Below are 26,388 nucleotides of genomic sequence, written 5' to 3' on the forward strand. Positions count from 1 at the left end.
GCCCTTCCATGACCAACACCTCCAAGCCTCTCGCCGCTCCCGCGCACGTCAGCGCCATCGCGCCTTACCAGGCAGGCAAGCCCATCGAGGAACTGGCCCGCGAATTCGGGCTGGATCCGGCCGGGATCGTCAAGCTGGCCTCCAACGAGAACCCGCTGGGCATGCCGCAGTCGGCGCGCGCCGCCATGCTGGCCGCCGCCGAGTCGCTGGCGCGCTATCCGGACCCCAACGGCTTCGATCTGAAGGCCGCGCTGGCCGCGCGCTACGACGTGCCGATGAACTGGATCACGCTGGGCAACGGCTCCAACGACATCCTGGAAATCGCCGCGCTGGCATTGCTGGAGCCGGGCGCCTCGGCGGTCTACGCGCAGCATTCCTTCGCGGTCTACCGCCTGGCCACGCAGGCCCGCGGCGCGCGCCACATCGTGGTGCCGGCCAAGGACTACGGCCATGACCTGGACGCCATGTTCGACGCCATCGCCGACGACACGCGCCTCTTGTTCATCGCCAACCCCAACAACCCCACCGGCACCTTTGTGCCGGGCGACCAGGTGGCCGCGTTCCTGGAGCGCGTCCATGCCGCGCATGGCGATCGCGTCACGGTGGTGCTGGATGAGGCCTACAACGAATACCTGGAACCGCAATTCCGGTTCGACAGCACCGCGCTGGTGCGCCGCTATCCCAACCTGATCGTCTCGCGCACCTTCTCCAAGGCCTACGGCCTGGCGGGCCTGCGCGTGGGCTTCGCGGTGGCCCAACCGGCCCTGACCGACCTGCTCAATCGCGTGCGCCAGCCGTTCAACGTCAACACGCTGGCACAGGCCGCCGCCGTGGCCGCGCTGGCCGATGCCGCCTACCTGGAACAGGCGTACACGTCCAACAAGGCCGGCAAGGCGCAACTGTGCGAAGCCTTCGACCGCCTCAAGCTGCGCTACGTGCCCAGCTACGGCAACTTCGTGCTGGTGCACGTGGGCGACGCGCCGCGCATCAACCTGGCGCTGCTCAAGCGCGGCGTGATCGTGCGTCCGGTGGCCGGCGACGGCCTGCCCGAGTGGCTGCGCGTGTCCATCGGCCTGCCGCAGGAAAACGCCCGCTTCATCGACGCGCTGACCGCCATCCTGTCCGAATGAACGGCGCTTCCTCCAAGCCGAATCAGGGGGCCGCTGGCCCCCTGATTCCTGTGTTGGCCGTCGTCGGCGTGGGCCTGATCGGCGGTTCCTTCGCCGCGGCCTTGCGCCGGGCGGGGCAGGTGGGACGGGTGCTGGGCGTGGGCCGCAATGCCGCGTCGCTGGCGCGCGCGGTGGAACTGGGCCTGATCGACGAAGCCGTCAGCGCCGAAGACGCCGCCGCCCACGCAGACCTGGTGTTCCTGGCCACGCCCGTGGGCGGCCTGCAGGACATGCTGGCGCGCATGCTGCCGCATCTGCGCGATGCCACGCTGCTGACCGATGGCGGCAGCACCAAGGCCGAGGTGGTCGATGCCGCCCGCCTGGCGCTGGGCGCGCGCATCGGCCAGTTCGTGCCGGGCCATCCCATCGCCGGCGCCGAGCGCAGCGGACCCGAGGCCGCCGATGCCGGCCTGTATCAGGGCCGTTGCGTCATCCTGACGCCGCTGGCCGAGAATAGTGCCGCCGCCATTGCCCTGGTGCGCGATGCGTGGCTGGCTTGTGGCGCGCAGGTGATCGACATGGACGCCGGCGCGCATGACCGGGTGCTGGCGTCGGTCAGCCACCTGCCGCACCTGTTGTCGTCGGTGTACATGGAGCAGGTCGCCACCGCGGCCGACGCCGCCACGCGGCTGGCGCTGGCGGGCAGCGGCTTTCGCGACTTCACCCGCATCGCGGCGGGATCGCCCGAGATGTGGCGCGATATCTTTCTATCCAACCGCGACGCCATGCTGGCGGAGCTGGCGGCCGTGCGCGCCGTGCTGGATCGGGCCGAGCGCGCGATCGATGGCGGCGATGGCGCGGCCTTGCTGGCGCTGCTGGACACGGCGGCGCAGGCGCGCCGCAACTGGCGCAAGGAGTAAACCCACATGGGCGCTTTGCCTTTCCTGGATCTGCCGCGGGTGCGGCGCGCGCAGGGCGTCATGGCCTTGCCCGGTTCCAAGAGCATTTCCAACCGCGTGCTGCTGTTGGCGGCCATCGCCGACGGCGAGACCGCCATCACCGGACTGCTGGATTCCGACGACACCCGCGTCATGCTGGCCGCCTTGCGCCAGCTGGGCGTGGCGGTGTCCGAACTGGCCGAGGGCCGTGTCACCGTGCGCGGCGTGAGCCGCTTCCCGGTTGAAAGCGCCGACCTCTTCATGGGCAACGCCGGCACCGCCATCCGGCCGCTGACGGCGGCGCTGGCGCTGATGGGCGGCGACTATCGCCTGTCCGGCGTGCCGCGCATGCACGAGCGTCCCATCGGCGACCTGGTCGATGCGCTCAAGGCGCTGGGCGCTCGGATCGACTATCTGGGGCAGCCCGGCTATCCGCCGCTGCACATCGGCCGCGGCGCAATCGCCACGCCGGCCGTGACGCAGGTGCAGGGTTCGGTTTCCAGCCAGTTCCTGACCGCCTTGCTGATGGCCGCGCCGTTGCTGGCCGGCCAGAGTGGCCAGCCGGTGGTGATCGAGGTGCTGGGCGAGCTGATCTCCAAGCCTTACATCGAGATCACGCTGAACCTCATGGCGCGTTTCGGCGTCACCGTGCAACGCGATGGCTGGGGTCGTTTCACCATCGCCGGCGGCGCCCGCTATCGCAGCCCGGGCCAGATCGCGGTCGAGGGCGATGCCTCCACCGCCTCGTATTTCCTGGCGCTCGGCGCCATCGGCGGCGGACCGCTGCGGGTGACGGGCGTGGGCGCCGACAGCATCCAGGGCGATGTGAAATTCGCCGACACGCTGGCCGCCATGGGGGCGACGGTGGCATACGGCGACGGCTGGATCGAGGTGACCGGCGTGCGCGTGGCCGAGGGCGGGCGCCTGAAGGCCTTCGATACCGATTTCAACCTGATCCCCGACGCCGCCATGACGGCCGCCGCGCTGGCGCTGTACGCCGATGGCCCGTGCCGGCTGCGCAACATCGGCAGCTGGCGCGTCAAGGAAACCGACCGCATCCACGCCATGCAGACCGAGCTGGAAAAGCTGGGCGCGCAAGTGGAATCGGGGCCGGATTGGTTGCGGGTCACTCCGCCGGCTGACGGCGCCTGGCGCGACGCGCATATCGGCACCTGGGACGATCACCGCATGGCAATGTGCTTCTCGCTGGCCGCGTTCGGCCCGGCGGCGGTGCGGATTCTGGATCCGGGTTGCGTCAGCAAGACGTTCCCGGGTTACTTTGATGTCTATGCCGGCCTGGTGTCGGCATAGCGACCACGGGCCGCGCGGCCCATTTCCTTACATGACTTCGACTGAACCGACCGTGACTTCCGCCGCTCCCGTCATCACCATCGACGGCCCCACCGCCTCGGGCAAGGGCACCGTGGCCCACCGCGTCGCCAAGGCGCTGGGGTGGGCGGTGCTGGACAGCGGCGCGCTGTACCGGTTGACGGCCCTGGCGGCGATCAACCGCGGCGTCGATGCGGCCGACGAGCCCGCCGTGGCGCGCGTGGCCGAGACGCTGGATGTGCGGTTCGACGGCCCCCACGTCTACCTGGAGGGCGCCGACGTCGGCCATGAAATCCGTCGCGAGGAGGTGGGCAATTTCGCCTCGCGCGTGGCGGCGTTCCCCGGCGTGCGGCAGGCGCTGCTCGAACGCCAGCGCGCGTTTCGCCTGCTTCCCGGGCTGGTGGCGGATGGCCGCGACATGGGCACGGTGGTGTTTCCTGATGCGTCCCTGAAAGTCTTCCTGGTGGCCGATGTGGTCGCGCGGGCCGAGAGGCGGCGTAAGCAGTTGATCGAAAAGGGAATTTCTGCTAATCTAGACGACCTTTTGCGGGATATGCGCGAGCGGGATGCCCGCGACACGCAGCGCGCCACGGCGCCGCTTGCTCCCGCAGCGGATGCACATGTGCTGGATTCGTCGAATCTGACGATTGCGGAAACCGTGCAGGCAATACTGGATTTCTGGCAGGCCAACCCCACGCATTGAGGGGCGGGCACCTTCGCCAGTCGTTTTTTTATCGGCCCTGTCCTGGCCAGGCGACACCCCCACGGGACACCCCGCAAGGGCAAACCGGCAGGCAGGTATTTTGACTCCACTGTGGCGGGCAATCCGCTGCGGTGTGTTTTTAACGGCCATTTCGGCCCAATGGATTTCAACCCCATGTCTTCCGTTTCCACTACCGCCACCGGCGGCGAAAGCTTCGCCGACCTTTTCGCACAAAGCCTCAAGAGCCAGGACATGAAGTCCGGCGAGGTCATCAGCGCCGAAGTCGTGCGCGTCGACCATAACTTCGTCGTCGTCAACGCCGGCCTGAAGTCCGAAGCGCTGATCCCCCTGGAAGAGTTCCTGAACGACCAGGGCGAGCTCGAAGTGCAACCCGGCGATTTCGTCTCGGTGGCCATCGATTCCCTGGAAAACGGCTACGGCGACACCATCCTGTCGCGTGACCGCGCCAAGCGCCTGTCGGCCTGGCTGCAACTGGAAAAGGCCCTGGAAAACGGCGAGCTGGTCACCGGCACCATCACCGGCAAGGTGAAGGGCGGCCTGACCGTCATGACCAACGGCATCCGCGCGTTCCTGCCGGGTTCGCTGGTGGATCTGCGTCCGGTCAAGGACACCACCCCGTACGAAGGCAAGACCCTCGAATTCAAGGTCATCAAGCTCGACCGCAAGCGCAACAACGTCGTGCTGTCGCGTCGCCAGGTGCTGGAAGCCAGCATGGGCGAAGAGCGCCAGAAGCTGCTCGAAACCCTGCACGAAGGTGCGGTGGTCAAGGGCGTGGTCAAGAACATCACCGACTACGGCGCGTTCGTGGACCTGGGCGGCATCGACGGCCTGCTGCACATCACCGACATGGCCTGGCGCCGTGTGCGTCACCCGTCCGAAGTCCTGCAAGTGGGTCAGGAAGTCGAAGCCAAGGTCCTCAAGTTCGACCAGGAAAAGAGCCGCGTCTCGCTGGGCGTCAAGCAGCTGGGCGAAGATCCGTGGGTGGGCCTGGCTCGCCGCTACCCGCAAGGCACCCGCCTGTTCGGCAAGGTCACCAACCTGACCGACTACGGCGCGTTCGTTGAAGTCGAAGCCGGCATCGAAGGCCTGGTGCACGTCTCCGAAATGGACTGGACCAACAAGAACGTCGATCCGCGCAAGGTCGTGACCCTGGGCGAAGAAGTCGAAGTCATGGTCCTGGAAATCGACGAAGACCGTCGTCGCATCTCGCTGGGCATGAAGCAGTGCCGCCAGAACCCGTGGGAAGAGTTCGCCACCAACTTCAAGCGTGGTGACAAGGTCCGCGGCGCCATCAAGTCGATCACCGACTTCGGCGTGTTCGTCGGCCTGCCCGGCGGCATCGATGGCCTGGTTCACCTGTCCGACCTGTCGTGGACGGAAACCGGCGAAGAAGCCGTGCGCAACTTCAAGAAGGGCGACGAGATCGAAGCCGTGGTCCTGGGCATCGATACCGACAAGGAACGCATCTCGCTGGGCATCAAGCAGCTGGAAGGCGACCCCTTCAACAACTTCGTTGCCACGTTCGACAAGGGCGCCGTTGTTCCGGGCACCATCAAGTCGGTCGAAGCCAAGGGCGCCGTCGTGACGCTGTCCGTGGACGTCGAAGGCTACCTGCGCGCTTCCGAGATCTCCTCGGGCCGCGTCGAAGATGCCACCACCGTGCTGACCGCCGGCGAGAACATCGAAGCCATGATCGTCAACATCGACCGCAAGACGCGTTCGATCCAGCTGTCGATCAAGGCCCGCGACAACGCCGAAACCGCCGAAACGATCCAGCGCATGTCCGACGCCAGCGCTTCGTCCGGCACCACCAACCTCGGCGCGCTGCTGAAGGCCAAGCTGGACCAACAGCGCAACGACGGTTAATTCGTGACCAAGTCGGAGCTGATCGCCGCCTTGGCGGCCCGCTATCCTCAGCTGGCCGCCCGCGACACCGATTACGCGGTCAAGACCGTGCTCGATGCAATGACCCAGGCCCTGGCCTCGGGCCAGCGCATCGAGATCCGCGGTTTTGGCAGCTTCTCGCTGTCGCAGCGGTCTCCCCGTATCGGCCGCAATCCGAAATCCGGCGAACAAGTGCTGGTGCCTGGCAAACAGGTGCCGCACTTCAAGGCGGGCAAGGAATTGCGCGAGCGGGTGGACTTGGTCGGCGGCAACGACGAGGACGCTCAATCCTCTGGATCGAGCGAACCGATGCCGTCCATGGCAGGCTTGCACGCCATGCATTGACAGCACCGGCCAGTAAGCTGCCTTCGGGCAGATCGGACCGCGAGCAACGCCCCTTGAGAAATCAAGGGGCTTTGTTTTTGGGCGTCCTTCCGGACACGCCGGCGCCCTTCGAGGAAACCCCGTTGAAGGCCGTACACGAGGTGTGGAGGTCGCTTACAATTGACCCTCTCGAATTCTTAGGAGCATGCGTCATGCGCTACCTTGTCTGGGCCCTGCGATTGCTCGTGTTCGTGGCGGTATTGATGTTCGCGTTGAAGAACACCGATCCCGTCGCCGTGAAGTTCTACGCCGATTACGTGGTGCAGGATGTGCCGCTGATCGTCGTCATGCTGGTGGTGTTCGTGGTCGGCGCGCTGTTCGGCCTGCTGCTGACCGTGCCCGCCGCCATGCGCCGCCGCCGCGAGGCCATCCGCCTGCGCCGCGAACTCGACCGCGTGCAGGCCGCCGTCAACGGCACCACGCCGGCCGTGCCGCCCGAAGCGGTCGCTCCCATGTCGCCCCTGTGACGGCGCCGCGTCGTTCGCACTCCGTCATTTCCGCATTGAATCTACGCAAGAGCCCGCACAGTGGATTTTGAACCTTGGTGGTTGATATTCGTGCCGGTGTTGTTCGCGCTCGGCTGGCTGGCCGCGCGCTTCGACATCCGGCAGATGCTGCGGGAAACCCGCAGCCTGCCCGATTCCTATTTCCGGGGCCTGAACTTCCTGCTCAATGAGCAGCCCGATCGCGCCATCGATGCTTTCGTCGAAGTGGCCAAGCTCGATCCCGAGACCACCGAACTGCACTTCGCGCTGGGCAGCCTGTTCCGTCGCCGCGGCGAAATGGAACGCGCCATCCGGGTGCACCAGAGCCTGCTGAACCGTTCCGACCTGCCGGCCGCCGAGCGCGAACACGCGCAGCACGAGTTGGCGCAGGACTTCCTCAAGGCCGGCATGCTCGATCGCGCCGAAAGCGGCTTCGAGCAGCTCAAGGACACCCGCTACGCCTTGCCCGCGCTGCGATCGCTGATCCGCATCTACGAATCCGAGCACGACTGGCCGCGCGCCATCGAGGCCGTCAAGACGCTGCATGGCCTGGTCGACGAGCCGGTGCCGCAGATCGTCCATTACTACTGCGAGCAGGCCGCGACGGCGCTGGCGGCCAAGCCGCCCAACATCGACGCCGCGCATGCCGCCCTGGATGCCGCCGACCACGCCTTGTCGACCGCCGATGCCGGCATGTCGAGCAAGGGCGCCATGGTGCGCACCGCGATGCTGCGTGCCCGCCTGGCCCTGATCGAGCAGGATCCCAAGCGCGAGCGCCTGTATCTGGAGTCGGTCATGACCGACGCCCCCGAATACGTCGGCCTGGTGGCCGAGCAGTTGCTGGCCAACTATCGGGCCGCCGGACAGGTCGAGGCCGGCCTGGAACTGCTGCAGCGCCAGTACACGCGCCATGCGTCGCTCGACCTGTTCAACGTCGTGTTCCGCGAATTGCGCGTGCAGCAGGGGTCGGCGACGGCCTGGGCTTTCGCGCGCGGCGCCTTGCGCAACCATCCTTCGCTGCTCGGGCTGGACCGCTTGCTGGAAGCCGAGCTCGCCAATCCCGAAGGCGCCAGCGAACAGGGCCCCGTTCCCGGGGCGGACCTGACGCTGCTGCGCAGCCTGATCCACAAACATACGCAACGACTGGACCGCTATGCGTGCCGGAGCTGCGGTTTTCAAGCGCGCCGCTTCTATTGGCAGTGCCCTGGCTGCAATGCCTGGGAAACCTACGCGCCGCGCCGTCTGGAAGAACTTGAATGAGCCAATTTCCCGTCGAATCCATTTCGCATAGCCGGGTGCTCGTGGTGGGCGACGTCATGCTGGACCGCTACTGGTTCGGCGAGGTGGAGCGAATTTCGCCTGAAGCGCCGGTGCCGGTGGTGCGCGTGGCGCGCCGCGAGGATCGCCTGGGCGGCGCGGCCAACGTGGCGCGCAACGTCGCGGCATTGGGCGGCCACGTCACCCTGGTCGGCGTGCTGGGCGAAGACGAGGCGGGTGACAGCGTGCGGCGCCTGGCCGCGGAGGCCGGCGTCCAGGCCGACCTGATCACCGACCGCAGCCTGCATACCACGCTCAAGATGCGGGTTTTGGGTCGCCAGCAGCAACTGCTGCGAGTCGACTTCGAGCAGCATCCGCAGCAGGAGGCGCTCGACAGCATCGACGCCGCATTGGCGCGCCACCTCGCCAATCACGATATCGTGGTGCTGTCCGACTATGCCAAGGGGGTGCTGGCACGGGTCGAATCGCTGATCGGCCTGGCCCGCAGCGCGGGGATCCCCGTGCTGGTCGATCCCAAGGGGGACGATTACTCCCGTTACCGTGGCGCCACGCTGGTCACGCCCAACCGCTCGGAAATGCAGCAGGCCGTGGGCCGCTGGAATAGCGAATCCGAACTGACCGACCGCGCGCAGCGCCTGCGCGCCGACCTGGATCTGGAAGCCCTGCTCGTGACGCGTTCGGAGCAGGGCATGACTTTGTTTACCGACACGGGCCGCGAGCACATCGACGCGCAGGCTCACGAGGTGTTCGACGTGTCCGGCGCGGGCGATACCGTGCTGGCGACGCTGGCCGTCTCGCGCGCCATCGGCCTGCCATGGAAAGATGCCATGGGCTGGGCCAACCGGGCCGGCGGCATCGCCGTGGGCAAGCTGGGCACGTCCGTCGTCACCGCCGCCGAACTGGCAGGAGAACTCTCATGATCGTCGTTACCGGAGCCGCGGGCTTCATTGGCAGCAACCTGGTGCGTGGCCTGAATCGCCGCGGCATCGTGGACATCATCGCGGTGGATGACCTGACCGAAGGCGACAAGTTCGTCAACCTGGTCGATTGCAAGATCGCCGACTACCTCGACAAGGACGACTTCCGCCGCCGCGTCGCCGATGGCAGCCTGCCGGAAGTCCGCGCGGTGCTGCACCAGGGGGCCTGCTCGGACACCACCGAGCGCAACGGCCGCTACATGCTCGACAACAACTACCGCGTCACGCTGGAACTGTTCGAGTTCTGCCAGGCGCGCCGCATCCCGTTCCTGTATGCCTCGTCGGCCGCGGTCTATGGCGGCTCGTCGGTCTACGTGGAAGACCCCGCCAACGAGGGCCCGCTCAACGTCTACGGCTATTCCAAGCTGCTGTTCGACCAGGTGTTGCGCCAGCGCATGGACAGCCTGACCGCGCAGGTCGTGGGCCTGCGCTACTTCAACGTCTACGGCCCGCACGAACAGCACAAGGGCCGCATGGCCTCGGTGGCCTTCCACAACATGAACCAGTTCCTGGAACATGGCCATGTGCGCCTGTTCGCCGGTTGGGACGGCTATGTGGACGGCGGCCAGAGCCGCGACTTCATTTCGGTGGAGGACGTGGTGGCGGTGAACCTGCACTTCCTCGACCATCCGGAACAGTCGGGCATCTTCAACTGCGGCACCGGCCGCGCCCAGCCGTTCAACGACGTCGCGGCGGCCGTGGTCAACACGCTGCGCGCCGAGCGCGGCGAAGCGCAACTGACGCTGGCGCAACTGGTGGAACTGGACCTGATCCGCTACATTCCGTTCCCCGACGACCTGAAAGGCCGCTACCAAAGCTACACCCAGGCCGACGTGAGCCGCTTGCGCGCCGCCGGTTTCAGCGCGCCCATGCGCGACGTGCAGACCGGCGTGTCCGAGTACGTGCGCTACTGGCGCGCCCGCAAGTAGGCGGCACATGGCGGCCCGCAAGCGCCGCCTGCTCGAGCGTGACAAAGCCGCCGTGCCACAGGCGGCTTTTTTCTTGTCTACGTGATTGCCGGGGTGGATGAAACCGATCACTGCTTGCCCGCCTGTGTGCCTGGACAGGCCATGATCAGGACGTGGCGCAACAGCCGTTGCCCCGCGCTTTTTCCGGAGACCTGTTCATGAATCCCTTCCTGCATTCCACTGTCGCCCGCCGCCTGCCGGCCTTGCCGTGGCACCGCCCGCGTACCGCCACCTCCGCGCGTGCGCGGACCGGCTTGCGCCAGGCGCTGGGCGTCGCCCTGCTGGCGGCCGGCGTGGCGCACGCGCCGGCGCAGGCGCTCGACCTGAATGACGCCACCGCGCAGCAACTCGCGGGCATCCGCGGTATCGGTCCGCGTACCGCGCAGACCATCGTCAGCGAACGTGAGCGCGCCGGCCGGTTCGAATCGCTGGAAGACCTGGCCGAGCGGGTGCGCGGCATCAGCCAGAAAAAGGCCCAGGCCCTCGGGGTAGCCGGCCTGACGGTGGGCGCGTCCGGCGCCGCGTCGACGGCAGCAGGCGCCCCCGCCAAGGTGGAGTCCGCCGCCAAGCCCCTCGCACCACGGGAGCGTGGGGCCGGAACGGCCAGGCCCGGCGGCGCTGGCGTAGTCGCCGCCAAGGCGGCCGCAGCCAAGCCGACGGCGGCAGGCCGACCTGCTGCGGTATCCCCGCCGCGCCCCTGATCCGCAAAGGCCGGCGCTTCGCCATCCACCGGATAGGCGCGAGGAGGCCTTCCCGCGTTGGCCGGCCTTGGGGCAGGGGGGGGCCGCCCCGTGGCGTGAACCCCTGGCACGAGCGCGGCTTTTGGCGGCGCCCGGCGCCGGGCGGGGTTATGATCGGCAGCATGACTACTACCTATCCCACTATCGAGCAGACCGTCGGCAATACGCCGCTGGTGCGCCTGCAGCGCATTCCCGGAGCCGCTGGTGCGGCCCGAGGCAACGTCATCCTGGCCAAGCTGGAAGGCAATAACCCCGCCGGTTCGGTCAAGGATCGGCCGGCGCTGTCCATGATCAGGCATGCCGAGGAGCGCGGCGACATCAAGCCGGGCGACACGCTGATCGAGGCGACCAGCGGCAACACCGGCATCGCGCTGGCCATGGCGGCCGCCATGCGTGGCTACCGCATGATCCTGATCATGCCCGACAACCTGTCGGTGGAACGGCGCGCGGCCATGACGGCCTATGGCGCCGAGCTGATCCTGACGCCGGCCGACAAGGGCGGCATGGAATACGCCCGCGATCTGGCCACCGAAATGCAGGCGGACGGCCGCGGCGTGGTGCTGGACCAGTTTGCCAACCCCGACAATCCGCGCGCGCATATCGAGACCACCGGTCCGGAAATCTGGACGCAGACCGAAGGCCGCGTCACGCACTTCGTCAGCGCCATGGGCACGACCGGCACCATCATGGGCGTGTCCACCTACCTGAAGTCGCGCAACCCGGCGGTGCAGGTGGTGGGCGCGCAGCCGGCCGAGGGGTCGTCGATTCCCGGCATCCGCAAGTGGCCCGAGGCCTACCTGCCCAAGATCTTCGACCGCAGCCGAGTGGACGCCTACGAATCGATCGAGCAGGCCGAGGCCGAGGTCATGGCGCGCCGCCTGGCGGCCGAAGAGGGCATCTTCGGCGGCATTTCGTCGGCCGGCGCGCTGGTCGCGGCCTTGCGCGTGGCCGAGCGCGTCAATGACGCGACCATCGTGTTCATCGTCTGCGATCGCGGCGACCGCTACCTGTCCACGGGCGTCTTCAACGCCTGAGGCCGCGCGCCGGCGCCATTGCGTCCGCCGAGGAAAAACGCCCCACGACCCGGAAACCGTCCGGGACGTGGGGCGTTTGCGTTGCGAGGTCCGGCCATGCGGCGCGGACTGTCGCCAGGGCCTTATTCGGGCTGGATGTTGGCGTCCTTCATGACCTTGATCCAGCGCGCGCTTTCGGCCAGGTTGAAGGCTTCGGCTTCCTGGTAGGTCATGGTGCTGGGCTGGGTGCCCTGCGACTTCAGCGCCTCGACCACCTTGGGCGATTGCGAGGCCTCGATCATGACCTTGTTGAGCTTGGCGACGATGGGCTCGGGCGTGTCCTTGGGCACCCACATGCCGTACCAGGTGACGATGTCGAAACCGGGCAGGCCGTTTTCGGCGATGGTCGGCACGTCGGGCAGTTCGGCCAGGCGGGCCTTGGTGGTGACGGCGATCGGGCGCACCTTGCCGCTCTGGATCAGGGGCAGGGCGGGGGCCAGCGGCGCGTACATCAGGTCGACGTGGCCGCCGGCGACGTCGGTCAGGGCCGGGCTGCTGCCACGGTAGCCGACGTGCGAGATGGACGCCTTGGTGGTGGTGTTGATCAGCTCGCCGGCCAGGTGCGGCAGGGTGGCCACGCCGGGCGAGGCGAAGCTCAACGAGCCCGGTTGGGCCTTGGCCTGCGCGATCAGCTCGCCGAAGGTCTTGAACTTCGAATCAGGCGGCACCACCGCTACCATCGGCACCGTGCCCAGCACGCCGACCATGCGGAAATCCTTGATCGGGTCGAACGTCAGGCTCTTGAACTGGGCGGGGTAGATGCCCTGCACCGACGGATTCATCAGCACGGTGTAGCCGTCGGCCGGCGCGCGCGCCACCTGGGCGGCGCCGATGGTGCCGCTGGCGCCGGGCCGGCTTTCGATCACCAGCGGCTGGCCCAGGATCTCGCCCATGCGCACCGCGATCACGCGGCCCACCACGTCGGTCGGGCCACCGGCGGCCCACGGCATGATCACGCGGATCGGCTTGTCGGGATAGGCATCCTGGGCCTGCGCGCCAGCCAGGGGCAGGGCGCCGATGGCGATTGCCGAGCATGCCGCGGCGAGCAAAGTGCGCTTGTTCATCTGCTGTCTTCTCCTACAAAGGTAAGGTTGGCCGAGGGCAGGGCCGCGTACAGCAGCGCCTTGACCTCTTTGAGTTGCTGCCCAGTGGTGGCTTCGTTCTTCTGCATGCGCCCCAGGGGGCCGGCCACCACGATGGCAAAGGGTTGTTCATAGGCCTTGAAGCCCAGCGAGATGGACATCACGTCCTCGACGTTTTCGCCGAGCGAGCGTTGCCAGCCGCGCTGGATGCCGGCCTGCAGGTCGCGCTCGAAGGCGGCCTGGCTGGTGAGGGTGGTCTCGGTGTACGAGGCGAACCCGGGATAGGTCTTGAACCACTTCTGGCGTTCGTCCTCGGACAGCACCGATAGCAGGGCCTTGCCCGAGCTGGTGGCGTGCACTGCCTTGAATCCGCCCGCCTGGTGCGAGAAGCGGATGGTCTGCTTGGATTCGGCGACGATCAGATAGACCACCTTGTCGTCCGCCAGCTTGGCCAGCAGGGCGGTTTCGCCGGTCAGGTCGCGCACCCGCGCCAGCACCGGCTCGATCACCGCGTTCAGCGGGTCGCTGCGGCAGATCAGGGTGGCGACGTGGATCAGCTTCTGCGTCGGGTAATAGCCGTGTTTCTTGCCGATCTCGTAGAGATAGCCGCGCGCCACCATGGTCTTGAGCAGGCCATGGCAGCTGGACAGCGGAATCTCCATCTGCGCGGCGATTTCGCTGTACAGCAATGGCTTCTGCGCCTCGGCAAAGAGGTTCAGGACATCGAGGACTCTGGCAGCTGTTTTCACATCCATGATGTTATTATCCTATATGTGATAAATTTGTGTCAAATTCTTAATTCCTGGCCAAGGAGCCGCGCCATATGAGATGGAAGAACCGTCCCGAGGGATCGAACTGGGGGGATTTCGGCCCTGATGACCAACGGGGCTGCCTGAATTACATCACTCCCGCCAACGTGATGAAGGGAATCCAGGAGGTTCGCGAAGGTTTGAGCTTCTGCCTGTCGCTGCCGCTGGACTATCCCGGCGGCAATGGCGTCAACGTGCGCCGCCATCCGCCCAAGCTGCGCCCCACCGAGCGCGACGGCGACCAGTACCTGAACTTCCCCTTGGGCCGCCTGCGCCCGGGATGCGTCGACGTGCTGAGCGACGACATTGTCGAGATGAGCCTGCAGTATTCGACCCAGTGGGATTCGCTGGCGCACGTGGGCGCGTTGTTCGACGCCAATGGCGATGGCCTGCCCGAGCGCGTCTACTACAACGGCTACCGTCCCAACGAACACGTGGTCGGCCCGGTGGACTACGACGTCGACAACGGCTTCGCCAAGACCGACCTGGGCCAGGGCGGCGCCTCCCATGCCAAGAAACTGGACATCACCCAGCTGGCCGAGTCCTGCCTGCAGAGCCGCGGCGTGATGGTCGACCTGGCGCGCCACTATGGACGCGAGCAGAAGTCGGTGGGCTACGACGATCTGATGCGCATCATCGAGGCCGATGGCATCGAGATCGAGCAGGGCGATATCGTGCTGTTCCACACGGAATTCGGCGATGCGCTGCTGGAGAAGCAGCGCCAGCCGGATCACCACACCCTGCATGAGATCTGCGCCGGGCTGGATGGCAGCGACGAGAAGCTGCTGCAGTGGATCACCGATTCCAAGGTGGCCGCCATGGCGTCGGACAACCACGCGCTGGAAATCTACCCGACGCAGAAGCCGAACGCGTGCTGCGCGGCATTGCCGCTGCACCACCACTGCATTTTCAAGCTCGGCCTGCCGATCGGCGAGATGTGGTATCTGGGCGCGCTGGCCCGCTGGCTGACCGCCAACGGCCGCAGCCGCTTCCTCCTGACCGCGCCGCCGCTGAATCTGCCGGGCGCGGTGGGTTCGCCCGCCACGCCGGTGGCCACGGTCTGAGCCAGGGGATGACCTGGACCGGGCCAACCCGGAATGGGCAGGGCCGGGACATGCCATTCCCGCCGCCCGGGGCCTGCCGGGCGTGGGCGCGGCGGGCGCCGCGCCTTCAGCGGCCGACGCGCGCCTCGATTTCGCTGGCCAGGTCGGCCACCGCGGTGGCGTAGAAGTAGCTGCGGTTGTATTTCGTCAGCGCGAAGAAGTTGGGCGTGCCGACGCGGTACTGGGCGGTGCCGCGGGCTTCCTCCACCAGGTCGACGACGCCCATGGGCTGGCTGCTCCAGCCATTGGCCGAGGCGCCGGGCTGCAGGCGCGCGCCGGCCGCGGTCAGCGTGCCCCAGGTCTGCTTGGGTTCCAGTCCGCCATCCACCAGGGCGGTGGGATCGGCCGGCAGAGTCACCGGCGCGAACACCGGCAGGCCGCGTTGCCAGCCGTGCTGCGACAGGAAACTGCCCACCGACATGATGGCGTCGCGGGTGTTGTTGGTCAGGTCGATGTGGCCGCTGTCGTCCCCATCCACCGCGTAGTGCTTGATGCTGGTGGGCATGAATTGCGGCATGCCGATGGCGCCGGCATACGAGCCGCGGGTTTCCATGTCCAGCTTGCCTTTCATCGCCAGAGTCAGGAAGTCGGCCAATTGGCCGCGGAACATGGTGGCGCGCTCGGGCTTGGCGGGGTCCGGATAATCGAAGGCCAGCGTGGTGAGCGCGTCCAGCACGCGGAAGTTGCCCATGTTGCGGCCATACAGTGTTTCAACACCGATGATCGACGCAATGATCGGGGCCGGCACGCCGAAGCGTTGCGCCGCCTGGTTGAGCTGGTCGCGATGTTCGTTGTAGAACTCCACGCCCCAGCCGATGCGCTTGGGCTCGACGAAGCGCGAGCGGTAGGTCAGCCAGCTGCGCCAGATTTTCTTGCCGGGCGGCGAGGGCGCGATCAGCCGCGCCACGGTGGCGTTGTAGCGCGCGCTTTCGAGCGCCGCGACCATGGGCTTGAGCGGCAGGTCGCGTTCGGCGGCCAGGCCTTCGACGAAGGCGCGCACCTCCGGCCGCAGGGCGCCGCCGGGCGTCAGGGCGGCCGGGCCGTCATCGGCGGGTTCGGAGCCGAGTGTCGGCGTACTGGGTCCGATGCGGATGGGGGTGGTGCCGGTGGTGGCCGCCGGCGGCTGGCCGGCGGCTGGATTGGGGGCGGTGGGAGCGGTGGTGGAGCACCCGGCCAGCAGGGCCGAAAGCGTGCCGAGTTGCAGTAATCGCCGACAGATGAACATAATCTTCCTTATGGAGACCATGTATCTTACCCACCCGGCATGCCGCTTGCATGAAATGGGCAGTTGGCATCCGGAGAGCCCGCAGAGGCTGGACGCCATTTCCGACCAATTGCTTGCCAGCGGCTTGATGCCCTATCTGGATGACCGGCAGGCGCCGCAGGCGTCCCGCCACGACGTGCTGCGGGTGCACACTGTCCAGTACCTGGACAGTCTGCGCGAGCATACGCCGGAACACGGGTATTACCCGATAGATCCGGACACCCTGATGAACCCCCATACCTACGAAGCCGCGCTGTACGCGGCGGGCGCGGGCGTGGCGGCCGTTGACGCGGTGATGGGGGGCGAGGCCCGCACGGCTTTTTGCGCGGTGCGTCCGCCCGGGCACCATGCCTGCCGCTCGCAGGCCATGGGCTTCTGCTTTCTGAACAACGTGGCCATCGCGGCCCGCCACGCCATGGAGTTCCACGGCCTGGCGCGGGTGGCCATCGTCGACTTCGACGTGCACCACGGCAACGGCACCGAGGACGTCTTCGCCGGCGACGAGCGGGTGCTGATGTGCAGCATTTTCCAGCACCCGTTCTTTCCCAACAGCGGCACCGAGCAGCCGGCGGCCAACATGGTCAATGTGCCGGTGGCGGCCTATACGGCGGGCGCCGCCGTGCGCACCATCGTCACCGACACCTGGCTGCCGCGACTCGAGGCGCACCGCCCCGAACTCATTCTGATTTCGGCCGGATTCGACGCCCATCGCGAGGACGATATGGGTCAAATGGGGCTGGTGGAGGCCGATTATGCATGGATCACCGAGCAGCTCGTGGACGTGGCCGAACGCCACTGCCAGGGCCGGATCGTCAGCACGCTCGAAGGCGGTTACAACCTGTCCGCCCTGGGCCGCAGCGTCGTGGCCCATATACGGGCGCTGGCGAAGCTGTAGAATCAGGAAAAAATTGTGCAATGCGATCCCGGCGGATCGTTAACTCCCCCCGGGTAATTATTTCCATTTGGAGGCAGCGGGATGAAGGTGTTGGTACCTGTCAAGCGCGTCGTTGACTACAACGTCAAGGTGCGCGTCAAGTCTGATCAGACCGGCGTGGATATCGCCAATGTGAAGATGTCGATGAACCCCTTTGACGAGATCGCCGTCGAGGAAGCCACCCGCCTGAAGGAAAAGGGCGCCGTGGCCGAAGTCGTGGCGGTTTCTTGCGGCGTTGCGCAATGCCAGGAAACGCTGCGCACCGCCATGGCCATCGGCGCCGACCGCGGCGTGCTGGTCCAGACCGACGCCGAACTGCAACCGCTGGCCGTGGCCAAGCTGCTCCGCGCGCTGGTCGACAAGGAACAGCCGCAGCTGGTGATCCTGGGCAAGCAGGCCATCGATGACGACGCCAACCAGACCGGCCAGATGCTGGCCGCGCTGCTGGACTGGCCGCAAGCCACGTTCGCCAGCAAGGTCGAGCTGGCCGATGGCAAGGCCACCGTCACGCGTGAAGTGGACGGCGGCCTGGAAACGCTGACGCTCAAGCTGCCGGCCATCATCACCACCGACCTGCGCCTGAACGAGCCGCGCTACGTTACGCTGCCGAACATCATGAAGGCCAAGAAGAAGCAGCTGGACACCGTCACCCCCGAAGAACTGGGTGTCGATCCGGCGCCGCGCCTGAAGACGCTCAAGGTCAGCGAGCCGCCCGCTCGCAAGGCCGGCATCAAGGTGGCCGATGTCGCGGCCCTGGTGGATAAACTCAAGAACGAAGCGAAGGTGGTTTGAGATGACGACGCTGGTTATTGCCGAACACGATAACGCCCAGCTCAAGGGCGCAACCCTGAACGCCGTCGCCGCCGCCGCCAAGATCGGAGGCGACGTCCACGTGCTGGTCGCCGGCGCCAATGCCCGCGCCGTGGCCGACCAGGCCGCGCAGGCGGCCGGCGTGGCCAAGGTGCTGCTGGCCGACGCGCCGCAGCTGGCCGACGGCCTGGCCGAGAACGTCGCCGCCCAGGTGCTGGCCGTGGCCTCGGGCTACAGCCACATCCTGTTCCCGGCCACTGCCTCGGGCAAGAACATCGCGCCGCGCGTTGCCGCCAAGCTCGACGTCGCCCAGATCTCCGACATCATCGGCGTGGAATCCGCCGATACCTTCCAGCGCCCGATCTACGCCGGCAACGCCATCGCCACCGTGCAATCGGCCGATCCGGTCAAGGTCATCACCGTGCGCACCACCGGCTTTGACGCCGTGGCCGCGCAGGGTGGCTCGGCCGCCGTGGAAGACGTCGCCGCCGTGGCCGATTCCGGCCTGTCGAGCTTTGTCGGCCGTGAAGTCGCCAAGAGCGACCGTCCGGAACTGGCCGGCGCCCGCGTGGTCGTGTCCGGCGGCCGTGGCCTGGGCAGCGCCGAGAACTTCAAGATCCTGGATCCGCTGGCCGACAAGCTCGGCGCCGCCCTGGGCGCCTCGCGCGCCGCAGTCGACGCCGGCTACGCGCCCAACGACTGGCAGGTCGGCCAGACCGGCAAGATCGTCGCGCCGCAGTTGTACGTGGCCGTCGGTATCTCGGGTGCCATCCAGCACCTGGCCGGCATGAAGGATTCCAAGGTCATCGTCGCCATCAACAAGGATCCCGAAGCGCCGATTTTCGGCGTGGCCGATTATGGCCTGGTGGGTGATCTGTTCCAGGTGGTGCCCGAACTGACCGGCGCGCTGTAAGCCAACGCACTCCGGCCTTACTCCGAAAAGCCCGCGGACATTATTGTCCGCGGGCTTTTTTTATTCATGGTCGACGAACTCCATTTCTGGCTGACAATCGAAACCATTTGATATTTACCGAGCAAATCTTTTGATCTTTTGAAGGATTCTGATAATGTATGCCGCGCGCAGCTAGGATTCGCGCAAGTGCTTGGCCTGTACATAACGAAGGAGATTCGGGATGGAATGGTTATTTGACACTCTGCGGAAATACCCTGAACTGGCAATATTCCTTACCCTCGGGCTGGGGTATTGGATAGGCGCCAAGAAGATATTCGGATTCAACCTGGGGGCGGTGACCGGCACCTTGCTGGTCGGTGTGCTGGTCGGCCAGCTCAATATCACGATCGCCCCGATCGTCAAACAGGTCTTCTTCCTGCTGTTCCTGTTTGGCCTGGGTTATGGCGTCGGGCCGCAATTCTTTCGCGGCATGAAAAGCGATGGCCTGCCGCAGGTCATCTTCGCCGTCATAATCTGCGTCATTTGCCTGCTGGTGACCTGGGGCACGGCCGTCGGTTTCGGTTTCGATGCCGGAACGGGGGCGGGCCTGCTGTCCGGCGCGCAGACCATTTCCGCGGTGATGGGCGTGGCGACCGACACCATCAACGGCCTTGGCATCGACGCGGCCACCAAGAAGAAATGGATCGACAGCATTCCGGTGGCGTACGCGGTCTGCTACATCTTCGGCACCGTCGGCAGCGCCTGGCTGCTGGCTTCGCTGGGTCCCAAGCTGATGCGCGTGGACATCGTCAAGGAGTGCAAGGAGTACGAGGCCAAGATGTCCGGCGGCGCCGATTCGATGGAGCTGTCCGGCTATCGCAAGTTCATCTCGCGCGCCTACAAGCTCGATCATCCCGAATTGGCCGGCAAGACGGTGGGCGAGCTGGAGTCGCGCTTTGTCGAGGCGCGCGTGTTCATCGAGCGCATCCGCCGCGGCGACCAGATCCTCGATACCGATTCGACCACCGTGCTGCAGGCCGGCGACGTGCTCGGCGTGGCTGGCCGGCACGACGCGCTGGTGCTGCAGGCGGCCGGGATCATCGGCACCGAAGTCGAGGATCGTGACCTGATCAACCTGCCCGCCGAGATCGTCGAGGTGGTGCTGACCAACAAGAACCTGGCCGGCAAGACGGTCAAGGAAATCGCCGAAATGGAGCAGGTGCGCGAGCTGGGCCGCGGCGTGTTCCTGCGCAAGGTGGTGCGCGGCGGCCACGAGATGCCGGTCAACTGGGGCCTGAAGCTCGACCGCGGCGACCGCCTGTTCATCCTTGGCGCCAAGCGCGATGTCGAGCGCGTGGTCGGCAAGGTGGGGTACGTGGACCGTGCCACCGAGCAGACCGACATGGTGTTCGTGGGCTTCGGCATCCTGTTGGGCGGCCTGTTCGGCACCCTGGTGCTGACCGTGGGCGGCATTCCCATCACGCTGTCGACCTCCGGCGGTTCGCTCATCGCCGGCCTCATCTTCGGCTATCTGCGCTCGGTGCATCCGACCTTCGGACGGGTGCCGGAGCCGGTGCACTGGTTCCTGACGTCGGTCGGCCTCACTGCCTTCGTGGCGGTGGTCGGCATCAGTTCGGGGCCGGGGTTCGTGCAGGGCTTCCAGCAGTTGGGCGCCAAGCTCTTCATCGCCGGCATCATCGCCACCAGCGTGCCGATGATATTGGGGGTGTACATCGCCCGCTACGTGTTCAAGTTCCATCCGGCCATCGTGCTGGGCGTCTGCGCCGGCGCCCGCACCACCACGGCCGCCATCGGCCAGATCACCGAGACCGCGAAGAGCCAGGTGCCGGCGCTGGGCTACACGGTGCCCTACGCCATCGGCAACACCCTGCTCATCATCTGGGGCATCGTCATCGTCATGCTCATGACCTAGGGGCCGTTTCCGCCGCAGGAAATCTCGTCCGTCAATCGCAAACCAGGAGTACTGAACAATGGCTTCCACCGCGCCTCTCACCGTCAGCCTGGCCTCGGCCCTGAAAACCACCCGGTCGCGCCAGCGCGACCTGGAGCAACTGTCGCCCTTCGAACTGAAGGATTACCTGATCACGCTGGCCAAGGACACACAGCAGACGGCCGCGCTGACCATGTTGAACGCCGGTCGCGGCAATCCCAACTGGATCGCCACCGAGCCGCGCGACGCTTTCTTCCTGCTGGGCCAGTTCGCCATGAAGGAGGCGCGACGGGTGCGCGACGATGTCATCCTGGCGGGCATGCCACCCAAGAAGGGGTGCGCCGACCGCCTGCGCAAGTTCCTGTCCAAGAACAAGGGCGCGGCGGGCGCGGACTTCCTGGCGGGCGTCCTGGAATACGGCGTGAAGATCAAGAACTTCGTGCCCGACGAATGGATCCATGAGCTGACCGACAGCGTCATCGGTGACAACTACCCGGTGCCGCCGCGCGCCCTGGTGCATCTTGAGCAGGTGGTGCACGACTACCTGATCAAGGAAATGTGCGACGGCCGTCCGCCCAAGGGCAAGTTCGACCTGTTCCCGGTCGAGGGCGGCACGGCGGCCATGTGCTACATCTTTGATTCGCTGATGCAGAACGGGCTGCTCAAGCAGGGCGACACCATCGCGCTGTTCCTGCCGACCTTCACGCCCTACATCGAGATCGCGCACCTGGAGCGCTTCCAGTTCAAGATCGTCGCCATCAATGCCAGCAGCGTGCGCGCCGACGGCACCCACGACTGGCACTATCCGGCCTCGGAAATCGCCAAGCTGGAGAACCCGAAGATCAAACTGGCGGTGACCGTCAACCCCAGCAATCCGCCGTCGGTGGCCTTCAGCCCGGTCGAGATGAAGCAGATCGTGGGACTGATCCGCAAGAATCCGGACCTGGTGCTGGTGACGGACGACGTGTACGGCACCTTCGTGCCGAACTTCCGTTCGTTGATGGCCGAAGTGCCGCACAACACCATCTGCGTGTATTCCTTCTCGAAGAACTTCGGCTGCACCGGCTGGCGCCTGGGCGTGATCGCGACCCATGAAAAGAACACCATGGACCGCCGCATCGCCGAACTGCCGGCATCGTGGAAGAACCGCCTGAACAAGCGCTATGGCGCCATGACCATGGAGCCCGAGAAGCTCAAGTTCATCGACCGCATGGTGGCCGACAGCCGCAACGTGGCGCTGAACCACACTGCCGGCCTGTCGCTGCCGCAACAGGTGCAGATGGGCTTTTTCGCCCTGTCGCACCTGCTGGACCTGAAGGACGCGTACAAGCACCTGACCATGCAGATCGTGCGGGCGCGGCGCGATGCGCTGTGGCGCGGGCTGGGCGTGCCGTTGCCGCCCGAGGATCCGATGCGTGGCTGGTACTACGTCGAACTGGACTTCATGGTCTGGGCCAAGAACACCTATGGCGACGCCTTCTGCAAATACATGACGTCCAACTACGAGCCGGTCGACTTCCTGTTCCGCGTGGCCGAGAAATCCGGCGTGGTGTTGATGGACGGCGGCGGTTTCGGCGGCCCGCCGTGGTCGATCCGTATTTCGCTGGCCAACCTGGACGATGGCGACTATTCCAAGATCGGCAAGCACATGGTCGACGCCGCCACGGAATACGTCGAAGCCTGGAAGGCCGGTCAACTGGTGCGTTCGGGTCCGACCGCCGGCAAGGGCCAGAAGGTCAAGCCCGCCGCCGCCAAGCGCAAGGCCGCCGGCAAGCAAGCCGCCAAGAAGGCGGTGAAGCAGGCGGTCAAGAAGGCCGCCAAGGCCGAGCGCTCGGCCACCAAAGGGGCGAAGTAGCCGCCATCGTCCGCCATATCCAGGGTGACATGACCTCATGACGTGCTCAGTCGGGTTTTTCAATAACGTTCCCATCGCGGTGCTGTTCCTGACGGTGGGCTTGGGATACCTGATCGGCAAGCTCAGGGTCGGGCCGATCCAGCTGGGGGGCGTGTGCGGCACGCTCATCGTTGCCCTGCTGATCGGCCAGACCGGCTGCCAGATGCGCGGCGATCTGAAGGAGGTCGCGTTCGCCCTGTTCATCTTCGCCATGGGCTATTCGGGCGGACCGCAGTTCTTCGCCAACCTGAACCGGTCCAGCCTGCGCTACATCGTGCTGCCCATCATCGAGGCGCTGCTGGTGCTGACCATCGTGCTGCTGGCGGTGCCGCTGTTCGGGTTGGACGCGGGCACGGCGGCTGGACTGGCTGCGGGGGCGGCAACCGAGTCGGCCGTGGTCGGGACCGCGGCGGAGGCGCTCAAGCACCTGGGGCTGGCCGACGCCGACGTGCAGCGCATGGAGGCCAATATCGCCACCGCCTACACGCTGACCTACCTGGTGGGCCTGATCAGCATCGTGTTCTTCACCAGCCAGGTGGCGCCCGCCCTGTTGCGCATCAACCTGCGCGAGGCCTCCAAAGCGCTTGAGGAAAAACTGGGCGGGGGGCCGGGCGAGACCGACGAGAACCTGCTGCCGACCCTGCCGCGGCTGGTGGGCCGCTCGCACGTGGTCAAGGACGCGGACGGCAGGACGGTGGGCGAGGTCGAAGCCGAATTGGGCGGACGCACCGCCATCAGCCGCATCCTGCGCAATGGCGAGGCGATCGAGCCCACGCCTGAGGACCGGCTGGCCACCGGCGATATCGTCGTCGTGCTGGGTCTGCGCCGCTTTGCGCTGCGGGCCGGCTCGGTCGTCGGGCCGGAAATCCAGTTGCCGGAGGCGCATGCCGATGACCTGCAGCTGGCCGAGCTGCAGGTCATCGTCAACAGGAAGACGGTCAATGGCCGCACCCTGGGTGAATTGGCCAAGGGGCCGCGCGCGCAGCGGGCCCGGGGCGTGTTCCTGCAGTCGATCCAGCGGTCCGGCCATATGCTGCCGCTCACGCCTGCCACCGTGGTGCAGTATGGCGACCTGGTGACGCTGGTGGGCGCGGAGCCCGAGCTGTCGCAGGCAGGCGCGGGGCTGGGCAACGAACTGCGGCGCAGCGGCGTTACCGACCTGGTGTTCCTGGCCTTCGGCATTCTCGCGGGCCTGATGATCGGCGCGCTGGGGGCACGCCTCTGGGGCATTCCGGTGTCGCTGGGCAGCGGCGGCGGCGCTCTGGTGAGCGGCCTGGTGTGCGGTTGGATCAACGCCAAGCGACCTGCATTGGGGCACATGCCGGACCAGGCGGTGCAATTGCTCAAGGATCTGGGCCTGGCGGTGTTCGTCGCCTGCGTCGGCCTGTCGGCCGGGCCAGAGGCGGTGGCGCTGATCCGCGAGCATGGCGCGGTGCTGCCGCTGATCGGCCTGCTGGTATCGCTCGGGCCGGCCTGCCTGTCGCTGTGGGTCGGACACAAGATACTCAAGATAGAGGGGCCGCTGCTGGTCGGCGCCATCGCGGGCCAGCACGTCAGCACGCCGGCGATCAGCGCCATCCTGGGGGCCAGCGGCAGCGCGGTGCCGCTGTTGGGTTACACGGTGACCTACGCCATCGCCAACGTGCTGCTGCCGGTGCTGGGGCCGATCATCGTGTCGCTGGCGCATCACCTCGGTGGATGAGGCCGGCAGGGCGCGTCGCGCCATGAGGCGGAGCGAGGGTTTAACATAGGCTAGGGAAACTACCGAGACCGCCAGCGACCGCGCCATGCCTGTCGCCCAAGGCGGCATCCCATCGCACCCCGCCGCACCCGCCGTCACGGGCGCAGGCTCATGGAGACAAGATGCCCTACCTTACCCCGCTGCAGGATTTCCGCTTCGCGCTGAAGGAACTGGCCGGCCTGGACGACGTCCTCAAGCTGCCCGGATTCGAAGAGGTGACGCCCGATCTGGTGGACGCCATCCTGGAAGAAAACGGCCGATTCGTCGAGCAGGCAATCGCGCCGCTGAACGTGCCCGGCGATACGCGCCCGCCGGTCTGGAACGATGGCCAGGTCACCGCCACGCCGGGCTACGCGCAGGGCTTCAAGGACTACGCGGCCGGCGGCTGGCAGGGGCTGCAGCATCCGCAGGTCTGGGGCGGGCAGGGCCTGCCCAAGCTGGTGGCGGCCGCGCCCGGCGAGAACATCCAGGCGGCCAGCCTGGCGTTCTCGCTGTGCCCGATGCTGACCGACGGCGTGATCGAGGCCATCCTCACCGTCGGCTCGGAAGAACAGCGCAAGAAGTTCGTGCCCAATCTCATCGGCGGCAAATGGACCGGCACCATGAACCTGACCGAGCCGCAGGCCGGCTCGGACCTGGCCCAGGTCGCCACCCGCGCGGTGCGCCAGGAAGACGGCAGCTACCGCCTGTCGGGCCAGAAGATCTTCATTACCTACGGCGAGCACGATCTGGCCGAGAACATCATCCACCTGGTGCTGGCGCGCACGCCGGACGCGCCGCCCGGGGTGAAAGGCATCTCGCTGTTCATCGTGCCGAAGTTCCTGGTCGGGGCCGATGGCTCCCTGGGGCCGCGCAACGATGTCTGGTGCGCGTCGCTGGAGCACAAGCTGGGCATCCATGGCAGTCCCACGGCCGTGCTGCTGTACGGATCCGGCAAGGGCGAGGCGGGCGAGGGCGCGGTCGGCTACCTGGTGGGCGAACTGAACCGTGGCCTGGAATACATGTTCATCATGATGAACGCGGCACGCTATTCGGTCGGCCAGCAGGGCATCGGCGTGTCCGAGCGCGCCTACCAGCACGCGCTGGCCTACGCGCGCGAACGGGTGCAGGGACGCGCCGTGGAAGGTTCCAGCGCCGCCGTCGCGATCGCGCGCCATCCGGACGTGCAGCGCATGCTGCTGACCATGAAGGCGCTGACCGAGGCGGCGCGCGCCGTGTCCTACGTGACGGCGGCGGCCCACGACAAGGGCACTCACCATCCCGACCCGGAGCAGCGGGCCCGCAACCGCGCTTTCTACGAATACATGGTGCCCGTCGTGAAGGGTTTTGCCACCGAGTCGGCGGTGGAGGTGGCCTCGCTTGGCGTGCAGGTGCACGGCGGCATGGGCTACATCGAGGAGACCGGGGCGGCCCAGTATTACCGCGATGCCCGCATCCTGCCGATCTACGAGGGCACCACCGCGATCCAGGCCAATGACCTGGTCAGCCGCAAGACCCAGCGCGATGCCGGTGCCACCGCCTACGCCGCCATTGCCGCCATGCGCGAGACGCTGCGGGCGGTCGAGGCCGAGTCCTCGCGCGCCGCGGCGTCCGAGCGCGACGGCCTGCGCCTGCTGCGCGACAACCTCGACAGCGCGATCCAGGCCTACGAGTCGGGGGTGGAATTCATCCTGGAGCAAACGGCGGTGAACATCCGCGCCGTCTATGCCAGCAGCGTGCCGTACCTGATGCTGGCCGGCGTGGTGCACGGCGGTTGGCAGATGGCGCGCGCCGTGCTGGCGTGCCGCCGGCACCTGGCGGCGGGATCGACCGATCCGTTCCATCGCGAGAAGCTGGCGACCGGATTGTTCTACGCCGCCCACATCCTGCCGCGCGCCCTGGCGCTGTCGGCGGCGGTGCGCGCCGGGGTGGTGGCGGACGCCTGCGGCGCCGCCGCGAATATTGCATAAGGTTATATGTCTTGCGTATTTCCCCTGCAACAGGTTTGATGGAAGAATCGTTTTGGAGGGCGGCACCGGC

General features: G+C 66.8%; 23 protein-coding genes. 20 read left to right on the forward strand and 3 right to left on the reverse strand.

Annotated elements, in window-relative coordinates; all coding sequences use genetic code 11:
* The first annotated feature begins 8 nt into the window (after positions 1-8).
* The 12 genes from hisC to cysM all read left to right on the forward strand — a co-directional run bounded on the left by hisC (position 9) and on the right by cysM (position 11,850).
* Positions 9-1,130 (forward strand): histidinol-phosphate transaminase, encoded by a 1,122-nt coding sequence (gene hisC / locus ACVN9Z_RS14635; protein ID WP_049055231.1) that lies wholly within the window; start codon positions 9-11, stop codon positions 1,128-1,130.
* Complete coding sequence (locus tag ACVN9Z_RS14640; RefSeq protein WP_155864694.1) at positions 1,127-2,029, forward strand: prephenate dehydrogenase; 903 nt, start codon at positions 1,127-1,129, stop codon at positions 2,027-2,029. The genes hisC and ACVN9Z_RS14640 overlap by 4 nt, the downstream gene beginning before the upstream one ends.
* Positions 2,030-2,035: 6 nt before the next feature.
* Positions 2,036-3,358: a 3-phosphoshikimate 1-carboxyvinyltransferase gene (gene aroA / locus ACVN9Z_RS14645; protein WP_024068176.1), complete on the forward strand. Its 1,323-nt coding sequence runs from the start codon at positions 2,036-2,038 to the stop codon at positions 3,356-3,358.
* Between the two features lie 31 nt (positions 3,359-3,389).
* Positions 3,390-4,079 carry a (d)CMP kinase gene (gene cmk / locus ACVN9Z_RS14650; RefSeq protein WP_026382779.1) on the forward strand — a complete coding sequence of 230 codons (690 nt, stop codon included), beginning with the start codon at positions 3,390-3,392 and terminating at the stop codon, positions 4,077-4,079.
* 174 nt (positions 4,080-4,253) lie between these two features.
* Positions 4,254-5,966: a 30S ribosomal protein S1 gene (gene rpsA, locus ACVN9Z_RS14655; RefSeq protein ID WP_026382780.1), complete on the forward strand. Its 1,713-nt coding sequence runs from the start codon at positions 4,254-4,256 to the stop codon at positions 5,964-5,966.
* A 3-nt stretch (positions 5,967-5,969) separates the two neighbouring features.
* Positions 5,970-6,329 (forward strand): integration host factor subunit beta, encoded by a 360-nt coding sequence (locus tag ACVN9Z_RS14660; protein WP_006388263.1) that lies wholly within the window; start codon positions 5,970-5,972, stop codon positions 6,327-6,329.
* 191 nt (positions 6,330-6,520) lie between these two features.
* The gene (locus tag ACVN9Z_RS14665) at positions 6,521-6,835 is read left to right on the forward strand and encodes a lipopolysaccharide assembly protein LapA domain-containing protein (RefSeq protein WP_006388264.1); all 315 of its coding nucleotides are present in this window, start codon (positions 6,521-6,523) and stop codon (positions 6,833-6,835) included.
* Between the two features lie 60 nt (positions 6,836-6,895).
* On the forward strand, positions 6,896-8,113 hold the full coding sequence (lapB, locus tag ACVN9Z_RS14670; RefSeq protein ID WP_006388265.1) for a lipopolysaccharide assembly protein LapB: 1,218 nt from the start codon (positions 6,896-6,898) through the stop codon (positions 8,111-8,113).
* On the forward strand, positions 8,110-9,051 hold the full coding sequence (gene rfaE1, locus ACVN9Z_RS14675; protein ID WP_006388266.1) for a D-glycero-beta-D-manno-heptose-7-phosphate kinase: 942 nt from the start codon (positions 8,110-8,112) through the stop codon (positions 9,049-9,051). The genes lapB and rfaE1 overlap by 4 nt, the downstream gene beginning before the upstream one ends.
* Entirely contained in the window at positions 9,048-10,037 is a 990-nt protein-coding gene (gene rfaD / locus ACVN9Z_RS14680; protein WP_054506943.1) for an ADP-glyceromanno-heptose 6-epimerase, read from the forward strand. The genes rfaE1 and rfaD overlap by 4 nt, the downstream gene beginning before the upstream one ends.
* A gap of 197 nt (positions 10,038-10,234) precedes the next feature.
* Positions 10,235-10,777, forward strand: a complete 543-nt coding sequence (locus ACVN9Z_RS14685; RefSeq protein WP_080969365.1) for a ComEA family DNA-binding protein — start codon at positions 10,235-10,237, stop codon at positions 10,775-10,777.
* A gap of 161 nt (positions 10,778-10,938) precedes the next feature.
* Positions 10,939-11,850 carry a cysteine synthase CysM gene (gene cysM, locus ACVN9Z_RS14690; protein ID WP_026382781.1) on the forward strand — a complete coding sequence of 304 codons (912 nt, stop codon included), beginning with the start codon at positions 10,939-10,941 and terminating at the stop codon, positions 11,848-11,850.
* Positions 11,851-11,972: 122 nt separating this feature from the next.
* Here cysM and ACVN9Z_RS14695 read toward each other — a convergent pair whose 3' ends face one another.
* Both ACVN9Z_RS14695 and ACVN9Z_RS14700 read right to left on the reverse strand, forming a co-directional pair.
* On the reverse strand, positions 11,973-12,953 hold the full coding sequence (locus ACVN9Z_RS14695; protein ID WP_458212359.1) for a Bug family tripartite tricarboxylate transporter substrate binding protein: 981 nt from the start codon (positions 12,951-12,953) through the stop codon (positions 11,973-11,975).
* A complete protein-coding gene (locus tag ACVN9Z_RS14700) occupies positions 12,950-13,726 on the reverse strand; it encodes an IclR family transcriptional regulator (RefSeq protein ID WP_024068178.1) in 777 nt (258 codons plus the stop codon). The genes ACVN9Z_RS14695 and ACVN9Z_RS14700 overlap by 4 nt, the downstream gene beginning before the upstream one ends.
* Before the next feature lie 68 nt (positions 13,727-13,794).
* On the opposite strand from ACVN9Z_RS14700, the gene ACVN9Z_RS14705 reads away from it, so the two are divergent.
* The gene (locus ACVN9Z_RS14705; protein ID WP_006388271.1) at positions 13,795-14,844 is read left to right on the forward strand and encodes a cyclase family protein; all 1,050 of its coding nucleotides are present in this window, start codon (positions 13,795-13,797) and stop codon (positions 14,842-14,844) included.
* A gap of 106 nt (positions 14,845-14,950) precedes the next feature.
* Here ACVN9Z_RS14705 and mltB read toward each other — a convergent pair whose 3' ends face one another.
* Positions 14,951-16,108, reverse strand: coding sequence for a lytic murein transglycosylase B (mltB, locus tag ACVN9Z_RS14710; RefSeq protein ID WP_173000906.1), 1,158 nt, complete (start codon positions 16,106-16,108; stop codon positions 14,951-14,953).
* A 10-nt stretch (positions 16,109-16,118) separates the two neighbouring features.
* Here mltB and ACVN9Z_RS14715 point away from each other — a divergent pair, with 10 nt between their 5' ends.
* The 7 genes from ACVN9Z_RS14715 (at position 16,119) to ACVN9Z_RS14745 (ending at position 26,318) form a co-directional block, all read left to right on the forward strand.
* Entirely contained in the window at positions 16,119-17,042 is a 924-nt protein-coding gene (locus tag ACVN9Z_RS14715; RefSeq protein WP_006388273.1) for a histone deacetylase family protein, read from the forward strand.
* A gap of 81 nt (positions 17,043-17,123) precedes the next feature.
* Positions 17,124-17,873: an electron transfer flavoprotein subunit beta/FixA family protein gene (locus ACVN9Z_RS14720; protein ID WP_053501343.1), complete on the forward strand. Its 750-nt coding sequence runs from the start codon at positions 17,124-17,126 to the stop codon at positions 17,871-17,873.
* Between the two features lies 1 nt (position 17,874).
* Entirely contained in the window at positions 17,875-18,804 is a 930-nt protein-coding gene (locus ACVN9Z_RS14725; protein ID WP_020924585.1) for an electron transfer flavoprotein subunit alpha/FixB family protein, read from the forward strand.
* A 220-nt stretch (positions 18,805-19,024) separates the two neighbouring features.
* On the forward strand, positions 19,025-20,716 hold the full coding sequence (gene aspT / locus ACVN9Z_RS14730; protein WP_006388276.1) for an aspartate-alanine antiporter: 1,692 nt from the start codon (positions 19,025-19,027) through the stop codon (positions 20,714-20,716).
* A 58-nt stretch (positions 20,717-20,774) separates the two neighbouring features.
* Positions 20,775-22,589 carry a bifunctional aspartate transaminase/aspartate 4-decarboxylase gene (locus ACVN9Z_RS14735; RefSeq protein WP_458212360.1) on the forward strand — a complete coding sequence of 605 codons (1,815 nt, stop codon included), beginning with the start codon at positions 20,775-20,777 and terminating at the stop codon, positions 22,587-22,589.
* 37 nt (positions 22,590-22,626) lie between these two features.
* Positions 22,627-24,330, forward strand: coding sequence for an aspartate-alanine antiporter (gene aspT, locus ACVN9Z_RS14740; RefSeq protein ID WP_458212361.1), 1,704 nt, complete (start codon positions 22,627-22,629; stop codon positions 24,328-24,330).
* A gap of 161 nt (positions 24,331-24,491) precedes the next feature.
* Positions 24,492-26,318, forward strand: a complete 1,827-nt coding sequence (locus ACVN9Z_RS14745; protein WP_458212362.1) for an acyl-CoA dehydrogenase — start codon at positions 24,492-24,494, stop codon at positions 26,316-26,318.
* The last annotated feature ends 70 nt before the right edge of the window (positions 26,319-26,388 follow it).

Source organism: Achromobacter sp. KK8 (assembly GCF_054188005.1).